The 13,271-nt window shown below is 66.6% G+C and carries 11 protein-coding genes; 5 read left to right on the forward strand and 6 right to left on the reverse strand.

All coding sequences use genetic code 11. The features are described 5' to 3' along the window. Positions 1-2,526 carry an MMPL family transporter gene (locus NG698_RS01215; RefSeq protein WP_252607845.1) on the reverse strand — a complete coding sequence of 842 codons (2,526 nt, stop codon included), beginning with the start codon at positions 2,524-2,526 and terminating at the stop codon, positions 1-3. A 1-nt stretch (position 2,527) separates the two neighbouring features. Beyond that, complete coding sequence (locus tag NG698_RS01220) at positions 2,528-3,217, reverse strand: TetR/AcrR family transcriptional regulator (protein ID WP_252607846.1); 690 nt, start codon at positions 3,215-3,217, stop codon at positions 2,528-2,530. Between the two features lie 160 nt (positions 3,218-3,377). On the opposite strand from NG698_RS01220, the gene NG698_RS01225 reads away from it, so the two are divergent. After that, the gene (locus tag NG698_RS01225) at positions 3,378-3,956 is read left to right on the forward strand and encodes a hypothetical protein (protein ID WP_252607847.1); all 579 of its coding nucleotides are present in this window, start codon (positions 3,378-3,380) and stop codon (positions 3,954-3,956) included. Between the two features lie 96 nt (positions 3,957-4,052). Here NG698_RS01225 and NG698_RS01230 read toward each other — a convergent pair whose 3' ends face one another. The 4 genes from NG698_RS01230 to NG698_RS01245 all read right to left on the reverse strand — a co-directional run bounded on the left by NG698_RS01230 (position 4,053) and on the right by NG698_RS01245 (position 9,329). Beyond that, a complete protein-coding gene (locus NG698_RS01230; RefSeq protein WP_252601135.1) occupies positions 4,053-5,516 on the reverse strand; it encodes a dicarboxylate/amino acid:cation symporter in 1,464 nt (487 codons plus the stop codon). 274 nt (positions 5,517-5,790) lie between these two features. Further along, a complete protein-coding gene (locus tag NG698_RS01235) occupies positions 5,791-7,476 on the reverse strand; it encodes a DUF885 domain-containing protein (protein WP_252601137.1) in 1,686 nt (561 codons plus the stop codon). Between the two features lie 9 nt (positions 7,477-7,485). Then, positions 7,486-7,749: an acyl-CoA carboxylase subunit epsilon gene (locus NG698_RS01240; RefSeq protein ID WP_252566216.1), complete on the reverse strand. Its 264-nt coding sequence runs from the start codon at positions 7,747-7,749 to the stop codon at positions 7,486-7,488. After that, positions 7,746-9,329 carry an acyl-CoA carboxylase subunit beta gene (locus tag NG698_RS01245; RefSeq protein WP_252601138.1) on the reverse strand — a complete coding sequence of 528 codons (1,584 nt, stop codon included), beginning with the start codon at positions 9,327-9,329 and terminating at the stop codon, positions 7,746-7,748. Before NG698_RS01245 ends, NG698_RS01240 begins: the two co-directional genes overlap by 4 nt. A gap of 235 nt (positions 9,330-9,564) precedes the next feature. Here NG698_RS01245 and NG698_RS01250 point away from each other — a divergent pair, with 235 nt between their 5' ends. From NG698_RS01250 to NG698_RS01265, 4 genes are all read left to right on the forward strand, one after another. Beyond that, positions 9,565-10,452, forward strand: coding sequence for an SDR family oxidoreductase (locus tag NG698_RS01250; protein ID WP_252601140.1), 888 nt, complete (start codon positions 9,565-9,567; stop codon positions 10,450-10,452). A gap of 68 nt (positions 10,453-10,520) precedes the next feature. Further along, positions 10,521-11,429 (forward strand): biotin--[acetyl-CoA-carboxylase] ligase, encoded by a 909-nt coding sequence (locus NG698_RS01255; RefSeq protein ID WP_141139922.1) that lies wholly within the window; start codon positions 10,521-10,523, stop codon positions 11,427-11,429. Next, the gene (locus NG698_RS01260) at positions 11,422-12,021 is read left to right on the forward strand and encodes a PH domain-containing protein (protein WP_252601142.1); all 600 of its coding nucleotides are present in this window, start codon (positions 11,422-11,424) and stop codon (positions 12,019-12,021) included. The genes NG698_RS01255 and NG698_RS01260 overlap by 8 nt, the downstream gene beginning before the upstream one ends. Further along, a complete protein-coding gene (locus tag NG698_RS01265) occupies positions 12,011-13,135 on the forward strand; it encodes an adenylate/guanylate cyclase domain-containing protein (protein WP_252601144.1) in 1,125 nt (374 codons plus the stop codon). The genes NG698_RS01260 and NG698_RS01265 overlap by 11 nt, the downstream gene beginning before the upstream one ends. Positions 13,136-13,271: the final 136 nt, after the last annotated feature.

A 13,271-nucleotide genomic window follows, 5' to 3' on the forward strand; every position in this document is an offset into this window, starting at 1 on the left:
CTAGTGGACGGGCTCGGTCAGCTTCTGCGGCTCGTTTTCGCGGCGTTCCAGCCGGGCGCCCTCCACGTCCACATCCGGGAGGATCCGGTCCAGCCATTTCGGCAGCCACCAGGTCTTCTCGCCGAGCAGGTACATCACAGCAGGGACGATGGTCATGCGGACCACAAACGCGTCCAGCAGCACACCGAACGCCATGGCGAAGCCCAGCGGCCGGACCATGGTCAGGTGGCTGAAGATGAAGCCGGCGAACACACTGACCATGATGATCGCCGCGGCGGTCACCACGGCGCCGGCATGGCTGAAGCCGATGCGTACGGCCTTCTTGGCCGGCGCGCCATGCATATAGGACTCACGCATGCCGGACGCGATGAACACCTGGTAGTCCATCGCCAGGCCGAACAGCACACCGATCAGGATGATCGGCAGGAAGCTCAGCACCGCGCCGGGATTGGCGACGTCGAACACGCCGCCCAGCCAGCCCCACTGGTAGACGGCCACCACCAGGCCGAACGCGGCGGCCAGGGACAGCAGGAAACCGCCGGTTGCCAGGAGGGGAACCACGATGGAGCGGAATACCAGCAGCAGCAGGATGAGGGAAAGCCCGACGACGATCGCCAGGTACGGCGGCAGGGCGTCACCGAGTTTTGTGGAGACGTCGATGTTGCCGGCGGTCTGCCCGGTCAGGCCGATGGTGACCCCCGTTTCGGCCTGGATCTGGGTGCCGCGTTCGCGGAGTTCGCTCACCACCTGCACTGTGCCGGCCTTGGCGGGCCCCTCTGCCGGGATGACCTGGAACACGGCGGTGCGGCCGTCTTCACTCAGTGCCACGGGCACTGTTGCCACCACGTTGTCCACGCCCCGGATCAGGTCCGCGACGTCATACTGCAGTTCCTGGGCCTGGGCTTCGTCCAGGCCGGCCGGGAATTCACCCACCACCACAATGGGTCCGGTGACGCCTTCGCCGAAGCTGCGGGCGGTGACGTCATAGGCCTGGTAGGCCTCGGAGTCCGCCGGTTCGGAGCCGCCGTCGGGCAGTGCCAACTGGAGCTGCGCGGCGGGCAGGGCCAGCGTTCCCAGCACGAGTACGCCGGCGACGAGCGCCACGACGGGGTGCCTGGTAACCAGGCCGCCCCAGCCCCGGGTGCTGTTTTCCTCATCCTTGGCCTCGTCGGCAACCTCGTGGCCGGCCTCGGCGTTGTGGGCCTCGGCCTTGGCCCAGGCCCGCCGGGAAATGATGCGCCGGCCGATCAGGGACAGCAGGGCCGGGGTCAGGGTGAGCGCCACCAGGACGGCCACCGCGACGGTGCCGGCAGCTGCCAGGCCCATCACGCTCAGGAACGGCAACCCGGGCACCACCAGGGCGGCCAGGGCGATGATGACCGTCAGGCCGGCAAAAAGCACGGCGTTGCCCGAGGTTCCGGTGGCGCGTGCCACGGATTCCTCGGGGTCCATGCCTGCCAGCAGCTGGGTCCGGTGCCGGTTGACGATGAACAGGGAGTAGTCAATGCCCACGGCGAGGCCAAGCATCAGCGCGAGCATGGGGGAGATGGAGCTCATCTCGAAGGCGCCGGACAGGGCGAACGTGATGCCCACGCCGACACCGACGCCGATGACGGCCATCAGCAGCGGCAGGCCCGCGGCAATGAGCGTCCCCAGCATCAGGATCAGGACCAGGGCCGCCACACCGATGCCGATGATTTCGGCCGTGCCGAAGAGTTCTGAAATGTCTTCGGTGATTTCCTTGCTGGCCAGCGCCGTCACGCCCACGGACGAAGTCTCATGCGCGATGTCCTGGACCTGCTGGCGCACCGCCGGGGTGAGGGCGTTGATGGAGGTGATGAACTGCACCTGTGCCACGGCAGCCTGGCCGTCCGCCGAGACAAACCGGATCCCGCCGGATGCCTCCGCCTGCCGCTTGCCCAGATCGAGCTTGGCCTTGGCGTCCTCCCACTCCTGTGTGCCGGCGTCGAGCTGCGCCTGGCCCTGTGCCAGGGCGGCCATCTGCGCTCCGAGCTTGGCCTCGACCATGGCTGGGGTTGCGCCGCCGGCGGCGAGCTGCTGTTCCGCGTCGTTCAGCTGCGCGGTGCCGGCGTCGAGCTCGGCACGTGAGGCATCGAGGCGGGCCTTGCCCGCGGTGAGCTGCTGCTCGCCGTCGGCGATTTCATGCCCGGCCTGGTCCAGCTGGGCCTGCGTGTCGAACGGATCCACCGTGGCCTTGACGTCAGGCAGTTCCCCAAGCTTGGTGAGGGAGGCAGTGACGGCGGCGCGGCTTCCGTCAGTAAAGCCGCCTTCCGGGGCTTCAAAGACGATTGTGGCAGAGCCGCCCGACGCTGCCGGCAGTTCCTGCTTCAGCTTGTCCGCGATCCGCTGCGTCTCAGTGCCCGGAATCTGGAAGTTGTTGGACAGCGTGCCGTGGAAGGCCGCTGCTGAGCCGCCGACGGCCACGAGCGCCGCGAGCCAGAGCGAAATAACCAGCCAGCGGTGGCGGTAGGAGAACTTGCCGAGGCGGTAGAGCAGCAGGGCCATGTCAGAGCCGTTCTTTGTTGAGGTGGGTAGTGGCGGTTGTGGACGTCGCGGAGGGGCTGGCTGCCGGAACGGGGCTGCCGAAGCCGGAGCCGAGGTGGCCCATGGCGTCAATGAGCAGTTGCCGCAGCACAGCGAGTGATGCGGGGGAGAGATCGGCGCCGCATCGGGCGAACCACACGTCCATGGCCGCCTTCCCGCAGGAGATGACGGAGCCTGCGAGGGCGCGCAGGTACAGTTCGTCGACGACGGCGCCCGGGGTTCCGGCGAAGCGCTCCCGGGCCGCGGTGATGATCTCTTCGGTGCAGTGGTCCCACGCCTCAAGTTCGGACCGGGACAGGACCGCGTTGTCCTGGGTGAAGGTGAAGAGTTCAGCCAGCGGCGCCACCGTCATGGGGTCGGCCAGCTGCATCAGGGCAGCGCGCGCCGATTCGAGGATGGGCTCGTCGGTGGGCCGCCGCCGGAACTGCTGAAGGGCGTTGTCCAGGAACCCGTGCGTCATGGAGGCCAGCGCGGCCTCGGTGCTGCTGAAGTAGTTGAAGAAGGTGCGGCGCGAGACCCCGGCAGATTCGGCGATGTCTTCCACCGTGAAATTCCCGGGTCCCCGGGCGCGCAGCAGGGTCAAAGCGGCATCGGTGATGGCCTGGCGGGTGGCGGCTTTGTTCAGCTCACGGCGCGAGAGAAGTTCGGGCATTAAATTACACTACGTGCAAGTTTGCACGCCGCGCAAGTTGATTCACAGGAAGATGAAAGGTTCCCGACAGCTGAGCCTGAACCTGCCGCCGAAGACTGGAAGAGTCCCGTCTGGGACATCTTCACCAGCCGTCACCGGACGGCAGATCCAGGAGACAAGAATGGTACGCACAAAGAGAATTGCCCTTGGCCTCACGGGCACCGCGCTGGCCCTTGGCGCCGGGATCGGCGTCGCCGGCATGGCGTCCGCAACCACGACGCCGACGCCCACCCCCAGCGCCAGCTCAAGCGCCTCCGCCGACGGGAGCACCGGCACTGCCCCAGCTGAAGGGAAGGGCTTGCGGGGCGGCCATGGCCACGGCGGCTTCCGCGGCGTGGACGCAGCGGAACTTGCCACCAAGCTGGGCGTGGACGAGGCCAAGGTGACGGAGGCCCTGAAGGCCTACCGCGAGGCCAACAAGCCCACCACCCCGCCGGCCGACGGAACTGAAGGAACCCGGCCGGACCCGGCCGCGAAGCAGGCCGAGCTCGCGAAGTCCCTCGCGGCGACGCTCGGCATCGACGAGGCCAAGGTCACGGCGGCGCTTGAAGAGCTGCGCACCGCCGAGCAGGCAGATCGCGCCGCGGCTCTGAAGACGCGCCTGGACCAGGCCGTCACCGACGGCAAGCTGACCCAGGCCGAGGCCGACGCCGTGACCAAGGCGGTCCAGAACGGAGTCATCGGAGGTGGCGGCCGCTAACAAGAGGCCGGGCTGAGCGAATCCCGGCACAGAATAAGGAGAAGTCCCCGGGAGCACTTCCCGGGGACTTCTCCTGTTTGCTGTTCGAGCTGTGGGTCAGGCCTTCGCGTCGGCCAGTTCGCGTCCGGCTTCCGGAGAGTCAGTACCTCCGGCGATGGCGGAAGGATCCGCGGCGGAGGAGTCGGCGTCGTCGTCCACAAACGGAGTGCCGTTGCGGGGTGCGTTGTAGAGCGCCTCGTCGAGCATGCCCTGCCGTTTGGCCACGATGGTGGGGACCAGTGCCTGGCCCGCGACGTTGACCGCGGTGCGGCCCATGTCCAGGACGGGATCGATCGCCAGCAGGAGTCCCACGCCGGCCAGGGGCAGCCCCAGCGTGGAGAGCGTCAGGGTGAGCATTACGACTGCGCCGGTGGTGCCGGCCGTTGCGGCGGAACCGAGAACCGAGACGAGCGCGATGAGGAGGTAGTGGCTGGCTTCCAGCTGGACGCCGAAGAACTGGGCCACAAAGATGGCGGAGATCGCGGGGTAGATCGCGGCGCAGCCGTCCATCTTGGTGGTGGCCCCCAGGGGTACGGCGAAGGAAGCGTAGGCGCGGGGAACACCCAGGCTGCGCTCGGTGACGCGCTGGGTCAGCGGCAGGGTTCCGATCGAGGAGCGGGACACAAACGCGAGCTGCACGGCGGGCCATACCCCGGAGAAGTACTGCTTCACGGACAGGCCGTGCGAGCGGATCAGCGTCGGGTAAACCACAAACAGCACCAGGGCCAGGCCCACGTAGATGGCGAAGGTGAACTTGCCGAGCGCGCCGATGGTGTCCCAGCCGTATACGGCCGCGGCGTTGCCGATCAGTCCCACCGTGCCGAGCGGGGCGATGCGGATGATCCACCAGAGGACCTTCTGGATGACGGCCAGCGCCGAAGCGTTGAGGTTCAGGAACGGCTCGGCAGCCTTGCCGACCTTGAGGGCGGCGACGCCGACGGCGATGGCAATCACCAGGATCTGGAGCACGTTGAAGCTGATGGAGGTGCTGACTGTGGTGGCCGCGGTGGCGCTTTCAGTCACGGTGGAGCTGGCACCGAGGCCGAGGAAGTTCTTGGGGAACAGCCCGATCAGGAAGGACCACCAGTCACCGGACTTGCCGGCGTACTTGGCCTCCTGGGTGATGCCGGTGTTGGCGCCGGGCTGCAGGAGCACGCCGAGGCCGATGCCGATCACGACGGCGATCAGGGACGTGATGGCGAACCACAGCAGGGTGTTCCAGGCCAGCTTGGCGGCGTTGGAGACTTGGCGCAGGTTCGAGATCGAGCTCACCACGGCGGTGAAGATCAGCGGAACCACCGCGGTCTGCAGCAGTGAAACGTAGCTGGAGCCGATGGTCTGCAGCGTGGCGCCGAGACCGTTGGGCTCTGCCTTGGTGCTGCCCGTGTACTTGGCCAGCAGGCCGAGGCCAAGGCCCACAATGAGGGCGGCGATGATCTGGAAACCGAACGAGCCGGCCCACGTGGGCAGCTGGAAGCCGGTCTTTCCTGCGGATTCGGGGGTGCGGGTTTGAGTGCTCACCAGAACACGCTAGGCCCGGGTTTCTTATCACGGCGAACAGATGTTGAGAAATGTTACGCTGCCCAATCGCGTTCAAAGCCCGGGAATCCCTCTAAATCCGCCGCCCCACAAGGCAATTGTGAAGTTATTCCCAGCCCGGATGTGGCAAGAGTCTCACCGAGGAGGGGATTTCGACAGGCTCAATCACCGGTGGGGGCCGCATCCGGCAGCGTGCGTCAGAGCGACGAAGGAGCAGCACGCCGAGGATGCGGGCCCCGCCGGGGCCACGAGAGACCTAAGAGAGCAGCGCCCGGCGGAGGGTATCGAGGCCTACGGAGCCGATGTTCAGCGCTCGCGTGTGGAAGGCCTTGAGGTCGAAGCCGGGCCGGGTTTCGAGGTCGGCCCGGATCTGTTCCCAGAGGCGCTGTCCCACTTTGTAGGACGGGGCCTGGCCGGGCCAGCCGAGGTAGCGGGTGAATTCGAATTTGAGCTGGCCTTCGCTGATGGGCAGGTTTTCCTTGAGGAACTCGTAGCCCGCCTCCGGGGTCCATGTTCCGCTACCCCAGCGTTCGGGGATCTCCAGTTCCAGGTGGACGCCGATGTCGAACACCACGCGGGCCGCCCGCATCCGCTGCATATCCAGCATGCCCATGTGGTCGCCAGGATCGGCCAGGTACCCGAGCTCCTGCATAAGCTTTTCGGCGTATAGGGCCCAGCCCTCGCCGTGGCCGGAGGTCCAGCAGATGTTGCGCCGCCACTTGTTCAGCAGTTCCCGCCGGTAGGTGGCGGTGGCCACCTGCATGTGGTGGCCGGGGACGCCTTCATGGAAGACCGTGGTGGTTTCGGCCCAGGTGGTAAAAGTGTCTTCGCCGGCAGGAACTGACCACCACATCCGGCCGGGACGGCTGAAGTCATCCGAGGGGCCCGTGTAGTAAATGCCACCCTCGTCGGTCGGGGCGATAAGGCATTCAAGCTTCTTCATCACGTCCGGGATCTCGAAGTGCACGCCGGCAAGCTCAGCAACTGCCTTGTCCGAGAGTTCCTGCATCCACGCCTTGAGGGCCTCCGTTCCCTTGAGTTGGCGGGCAGGGTCGTTGTTGAGGACGTCCTTGGCCTCCTCGACGCTGGCCCCTTGCTTGATGATGGACGCAGCATTTTCCTGCTCGGCGATGAGCCGGTCGAGTTCCTGGACTCCCCACGCGTAGGTCTCTTCGAGGTCGACGGCGGCGCCCAGGAAGGAGCGCGAGGCCAGGGCGTAGCGTTCCCGGCCAACTGCGTCCTGCTGCGGCGCGGCAGGGAGCAGTTCCGTGCGGAGGAACTCCGCGAGCTCCCGGTAGGCACGCCGGGCAGCGGCAGCGCCGGCGTCGAGCGTTTCCTGCGTTTCGCCCGGCAGGGGACCGTCCGCAGTCCGGGCCTCGGTGGTGAGCTTGGCGAAGAAGCCGTCTTCGGCGGCGTATTTGGTGGTCTGCTCGATGACGATTGAAACCTGGCGTTCGGCCGCGACCTTGCCCGCGTCCCGGGCCTGGCGCAGTGATTCGGTGTAGCCGCGGAGGGCGCCCCCGACGTTCAGCGCGCGGCCGGCGATGTGTTCCCAGTGCTCAGCGGTGTCTGTGGGCATCAGGTCGAAAATGGCCCGGATGTCCTGTGCGGGGGAGGCGATGTTGTTCAGCTCCGCCACGTCCCAGCCGGACTCGTGGATTTCCAGCTGGAGGCCCAGCCGTTCCCGCATGGCGTCCAGGGTGACGGTATCGACGTCGTCCTGGGGCGCGAGGCCCTCCAGGGCAGCAAGGGCCTTGCGGGCTTCCGCTGCGAAACCAGCGATGCCGGCGGGGGAGTAATCCGGGTACTCGGTCTCATGCCCCGGCAGCCCCAACTCGGTGGCAAGCGACGGGTTCAGGCGGATAAGCGTGTCGGTATAGTCATCCGCCACGGCATCGATGGCGGAGTGCGGACGGGCGGCGGGGGCGGCTTCGGTAGTCACCCCACGAGCCTAACCCCGGCTCCGCCTCCAGGCGCCGGGACCCGGCGTCGGGGCGAGCCGCAGCTGCTGGCGGCGCACCCAGTCACGGGCGGTGGGCTTCCCGTCGGCCACGGCGTCCGCGCTGCCCAGGGAAAGCACGACGGCGGTCAGCGCCGCGAGTTCCTCGGCCGAGGGTTGCCCTTTGACCACAGAGAGCACGGGGGCATCGGCGGGCGCATTGGTTTCGACAGGCTCAACCAACGGGGCTCCGACCAGCGGATCTTTCGCGATCACAGCGGGATGTTCCCGTGCTTCTTGGTGGGCAGGCTCGCCCGCTTGTCGCGGAGGGCGCGGAGGCCCCTGATGATCTGGCCCCGGGTATCGGACGGTGCGATGACCGCGTCCACGTAGCCCAGCTGGGCGGCCTGGTAGGGGTTCAGCAACTCTTCTTCGTACTGGCGGATGACCTCGGCGCGCCGGGCCTCAACGTCCCCGCCGGCCTCCGCAACGGCGGCCAGGTCGCGGCGGTACAGGATGTTGACGGCGCCCTGGGCACCCATCACGCCGATCTGCGCCGTGGGCCACGCCAGGTTCAGGTCCGCGCCGAGCTTCTTGGAGCCCATCACGATGTACGCGCCGCCGTAAGCCTTGCGGGTGATGACCGTCAGCTTGGGGACGGTGGCTTCGGCGTAGGCGTACAGCAGCTTGGCGCCGCGGCGGATGATGCCCTGGAACTCCTGGTCCTTGCCGGGCAGGAAGCCGGGCACATCCACCAGGGTGATGATGGGGACGTTGAAGGCGTCGCAGTTCCGGACGAAGCGGGCGGCCTTCTCCGAGGCTGCAATGTCCAGCGTGCCGGCGAACTGCAGCGGCTGGTTGGCCACGATCCCCACGGTGTGTCCCTCAACCCTGCCGTAGCCGATGATGACGTTGGGGGCATACAGGGACTGCATCTCCAGGAAGTGTGCGTCGTCAACGATCTGTTCGATGACTGTGCGCATGTCGTACGGCTGGTTGGCAGAGTCGGGGACGAGCGTGTCCAGGGCGAGGTCGTCGTCGTTGATCTCCAGCTCTTGCTGGTGCTCCAGCACCGGGGCCTCGGCGAGGTTGTTGGACGGCAGGAAGTCCAGCAGCTCGCGGACGAAATCGATGGCATCGGCTTCGTCGGAGGCGAGGTACGTGGAGGTGCCTGTGTTGGCATTGTGCTGGCGGGCGCCGCCGAGGGTTTCCATGTCCACGTCTTCGCCCGTGACGGTCTTGATGACGTCCGGCCCCGTGATGAACATGTGCGAGGTCTTGTCCACCATCACCACGTAGTCCGTGAGGGCGGGGGAGTAGGCCGCGCCGCCGGCTGACGGTCCCATGATGAGCGAGATCTGCGGGACGACGCCGGAAGCGTGGACGTTATTGCGGAAGATGTCGGCAAACATGGCAAGGGAGGCCACACCTTCCTGGATGCGGGCACCGCCGCCGTCGAGGATGCCCACTACGGGGCAGCCGTTGCGCAGGGCGAATTCCTGGACCTTGACGATCTTCTCGCCGTTGACCTGGCTCAACGATCCGCCGTAGACCGAGAAGTCCTGGCTGTAGACGGCAACGGGACGCCCGTCCACGGTGCCGTAGCCCGAGACCAGCCCGTCGCCGAGCGGCTTCTTCTTTTCCATGCCGAAGGCGGTGGAGCGGTGCACCGCCAGCGCGTCAAGCTCCACAAACGAGCCTTCGTCCAGCAGCAGGTCCACGCGCTCGCGGGCAGTGTTCTTGCCGCGTGCGTGCTGCTTCTCGATGGCTTCGGGGCCGGAGGGTTGTTCTGCACGGGCCTGGCGGTCGCGGAAATCGGCGATCTTTCCCGCTGTCGTTGTCAGATCGTGGCTCATCAAGTGTCTCCGGCTCTGTAGCAGATTGGTGCTGTAACAATGTGGTGCAGCGTGCGGTGGTAACTGGCAGGTCAGGTGCGGGTTTTAAGTAGATTCCACACAAAAGACGAACCCTGCTGGCTAGTCTAATGACGCATCTGTGTGGGACGACTGTAGAAAACCTACAATTTTCCGCACTTTCCAGCGGTCAGCCCTATGTTACTCACCAGTAACATACCTCGGCTACAGTGGAGCCATGACTTCCAGCAACGACGCACGGTCCACTGCCGCAACGCCGTACCAGGCCGCCGGGTCCCTTCGGGGCCGCACCATTCTGATGTCCGGCGGCAGCCGCGGCATCGGGCTGGCCATTGCCACCCGGGCGGCACAGGACGGTGCCAATATTGTCCTGATGGCCAAGACCGGCCAGCCCCACGCCAAGCTGGCAGGCACCGTCTTCAGCGCCGCCGAGCAGGTGGAGGCCGCCGGGGGCCACGCCCTGGCAATCGTCGGTGATGTGCGCAGCGACGAAGACGTCGCAGGAGCCGTGGCGGCCGCCGTCGAACGCTTCGGCGGGATCGACATCGTGCTCAACAATGCATCCGCGATCGATCTCTCCACCACCGACGACGTGGACATGAAACGCTACGACCTGATGCAGGACATCAATGTCCGCGGCACGTTCCTGCTGTCCAAGCTGTCACTGCCCGCCCTGCGCAAATCGGCCCACGCACACATCCTGACGCTGTCGCCGCCCCTGAACCTTGACCCCCACTGGGCAGGCAGGCACCTGGCCTACACCATGGCCAAATACGGGATGAGCCTCACCACGCTGGGCCTTGCCGAAGAACTCAAGGCCGACGGAATCAACGTCAACTCGCTCTGGCCGTGCACCCTCATCGATACCGCGGCCATCCGGAACATGCCCGGCGGCCAGGAGATCGTCCAGGCCGCGCGCGGACCACAGATCATGGCCGACGCAGCCCACGCCGTCCTGACCGGCGGCAATCTGGCCGGCGCCGGTGCACCCAGCGGCAACTTCTACACGGACGAACAGGTGCTCCGCGCGGCGGGTGTCACCGACTTCCGTCCGTACAGCCTCGGGGCCGCGGAGGATCGCCTGGTTCCGGACATATTCCTCTGAGCTGCGGGTTCCAGTCATGTGGCTGTGGGAACAGCCAGCGGCGGCGCCTGAGTCGATAGGATTCAACCATGGATGACTCACACACCCCAGGAAATCCGTTGGATCGTGGAGCCTTGGCGGACCAGGATTTCCTGGCGGCCACCGGCATCGCCAAGGTGGTGGTGGTGGACTCCACCGGTTCCACCAACGCGGACCTCCTGCGCTCGGTGACGGTTGAGCCAAAGGAGTGGCCGGACCTGTCGGTGTTGACAGCCGAGTACCAGACCGCTGCCCGCGGACGCCTGGACCGGCGGTGGGAAGCGCCGCCGCTGAGCTCCGTGTCGGTGTCCCTGGTCCTGCGGCCCGCCAATGCCGAGGGCAGGCCCCTGCCCACGCACACGTATTCGTGGCTATCACTGCTGGGCGCGCTGGCGCTGCGGCAGACGCTTCTTGAGACCGCGGGCCTTCCGGCCGAGCTCAAGTGGCCCAATGATGTCCTGGTCCGTGGCCGCAAGATCGCGGGGATCCTGGCCCAGCTGGGGCCCATGGGGGACGGTTCTGTTCCTCCGGTCATTTTGGGGACCGGCCTGAACGTGACTTTGACCGCGTCGGAACTCCCGGTGCCCACAGCGACGTCGGTTGCCCTGGAAGAACCGCTGACTGTTGATCGGACCGTGCTGCTCAAGAGCTACCTCGCCCATTTCGCCGTGCTCTACCGCAGCTTCTGCAATGCCGACGGCGACCCCGCCGCCGGGATTGCCGGCGGCCCTTCGCTCCACAAACGGGTGGAGTCCGCCATGGCGACGCTGGGCAAGCAAGTGCGCGCGCAGCTGCCCGGTGACCACGAGATCATCGGGCACGCTTCGAGGCTGGACGAGTACGGCTCACTGCTGGTGGTGGATAAGGATCGCCGCGAGCATGTGGTCACCGCCGGCGATGTTGTCCACCTGCGCCCGTGGACCCCGCCAGGCCAGGGCGCTGAAAGCGGCTATGCGTAAAGGCCTCGTGCCGGGCGAGCAGGTCATTACGATCACCCGCCCGCAGCCGAGGAAGCTGGTCGGCCCGGCCGCAGCCTTTATTGCCGCACCGGCCGCTGCAGCTTTTGCCAGTGCCTGGACCGTGCGGGGCGAGGCTACCCGGCTGGTGCCGGTGGCTTCCGCTGACTGGACACCCTGGATCGTCCTTGCATGCGTCTTGGCCGCTGCGTGGATATGGTTGGCATATTGCCTGCCTCGGCTCCTGCGGTGGCAGGCAACCCGGTACATCCTCACGAGCCGGCGGATTATTGCCCGCTATGGCATGGTGCGGCGCCGGGACGAGCAGGTCAACCTCGCGTCGATCCGCAACGTGACGGTCCACCAGTCGGTGCTGCAGCGCATATTGCGCTCCGGGAATATATCCTTGGAAACCGGGTACCAAGGTGTGGTGAACATCCAGGACGTCCCGGAAGCAGTGCGGTTCCGGGACTTCGTGCTGGATGCGATTGACGAACTGCCTGTGGGCGGGGACCCGGGGACTGATGAGATATCGGATTACACAGACGAAGTGCTGCCGTGGGAGTTGAGAGAAGGTGGAGACGATGAACGATGAGGACCAGCGGGACGAAGCGGACCTGCCGGCTCCCGCCGTGCCCGAAGCCGCCCACCCGGCGACAGGCACACTCTCTCCGGAACGAGTGGCTGCCAAGGCTCTCGAGGCCCGGCTGTTGGGCGGCGAACGGAAGCTGCGGCGCCGTGAGGTGGCCGCCGGCGCAGGGCTGTCCCTCCTTTCTGCCCGTAAGCTGTGGCGTGCCCTCGGCTTCCCGAACTTCGGCGACGAAGACGTCGCCTTCACCGAACGGGATCAGGCTGCGCTGTCCACCGTGGTTGATCTGGTCCGCACCGGGGTGCTGACCGAAGAGGCCGCCATCTCCGTGACCCGGTCCATCGGACAGATGACAGACCGCATGGTGGTCTGGCAGATCGAGGCCCTGGTGGAGGACATGGTCCACGAGCAGGGCGTCACCGACGCTGTGGCCCGCAAGCGCCTGGTGAAGGAACTGCCCTCCCTGCTGGACGCGCTGGAGGAGATGCTGGTCTATTCGTGGCGGCGGCAGCTCAATGCCGGCGTGCAACGCCTGGCCGTGCGCGCCGAGGCCGGCCTGCAGGCCAGCGAAGAAGGCCGCGACGGGGACGAAGACGACGCCCCGCTGCCGCTGGCCCGCGCTGTCGGCTTTGCTGACCTGGTTTCGTATACGAGTCTCTCCCGCCGGATGAATGAAAAGACCCTCGCCCGGCTGGTCCAGCGCTTTGAGAACAAATGCGCCGAGATCATTTCCGTTGGCGGCGGGCGGCTGGTCAAGACCGTAGGCGACGAAGTCCTGTATATCGCGGAAACGCCGGCTGCCGGTGCCGAGATCTCGCTGGCCCTGGCACAGGCGTTCACCGAAGACGAGATCCTGCCGGAAGCGCGGGTGGCGATGGTCTGGGGCAGGATCCTGTCCCGGCTCGGGGACATCTACGGCCCCACAGTCAACCTCGCCGCCCGGCTTACCACGTTGGCGGATCCGGGAACGGTCCTGATCGACTCCATGACTGCTTCCGCGCTGGACCAGGACAAGCGCTTCATTCTCGTTCCGCAGCCTGCTGAAAATGTCCGCGGGTTCGGCGAAATCCATCCCGTGCTTCTGGCACGCGGTCAAGGAAAAGGCCTGGTCCTCGACTAGCCGTTTACCGTCCCCGGCCGCGACCTGCGGGTTTATCCAGTTGTTGGCGTATCACGCTATAGTCGACCGTGGCGGCGGCCTGTCCCGCAGCGCTAGGGGGGCGCTCCCCATCGCGGCCGCAGCCATGCTTCGGTAG

Source organism: Pseudarthrobacter raffinosi, assembly GCF_023913735.1.
Taxonomy (GTDB): domain Bacteria; phylum Actinomycetota; class Actinomycetes; order Actinomycetales; family Micrococcaceae; genus Arthrobacter; species Arthrobacter raffinosi.

Coding starts and splice junctions, on each gene's coding strand:
- NG698_RS01215 (WP_252607845.1), bottom strand. CDS start 2,526: ATGGCCCTGCTGCTCTACCGCCTCGGCAAGTTCTCCTACCGCCACCGC.
- NG698_RS01220 (WP_252607846.1), bottom strand. CDS start 3,217: ATGCCCGAACTTCTCTCGCGCCGTGAGCTGAACAAAGCCGCCACCCGC.
- NG698_RS01225 (WP_252607847.1), top strand. CDS start 3,378: ATGGTACGCACAAAGAGAATTGCCCTTGGCCTCACGGGCACCGCGCTG.
- NG698_RS01245 (WP_252601138.1), bottom strand. CDS start 9,329: ATGAGCCACGATCTGACAACGACAGCGGGAAAGATCGCCGATTTCCGC.
- NG698_RS01250 (WP_252601140.1), top strand. CDS start 9,565: ATGACTTCCAGCAACGACGCACGGTCCACTGCCGCAACGCCGTACCAG.
- NG698_RS01255 (WP_141139922.1), top strand. CDS start 10,521: ATGGATGACTCACACACCCCAGGAAATCCGTTGGATCGTGGAGCCTTG.
- NG698_RS01260 (WP_252601142.1), top strand. CDS start 11,422: ATGCGTAAAGGCCTCGTGCCGGGCGAGCAGGTCATTACGATCACCCGC.
- NG698_RS01265 (WP_252601144.1), top strand. CDS start 12,011: ATGAACGATGAGGACCAGCGGGACGAAGCGGACCTGCCGGCTCCCGCC.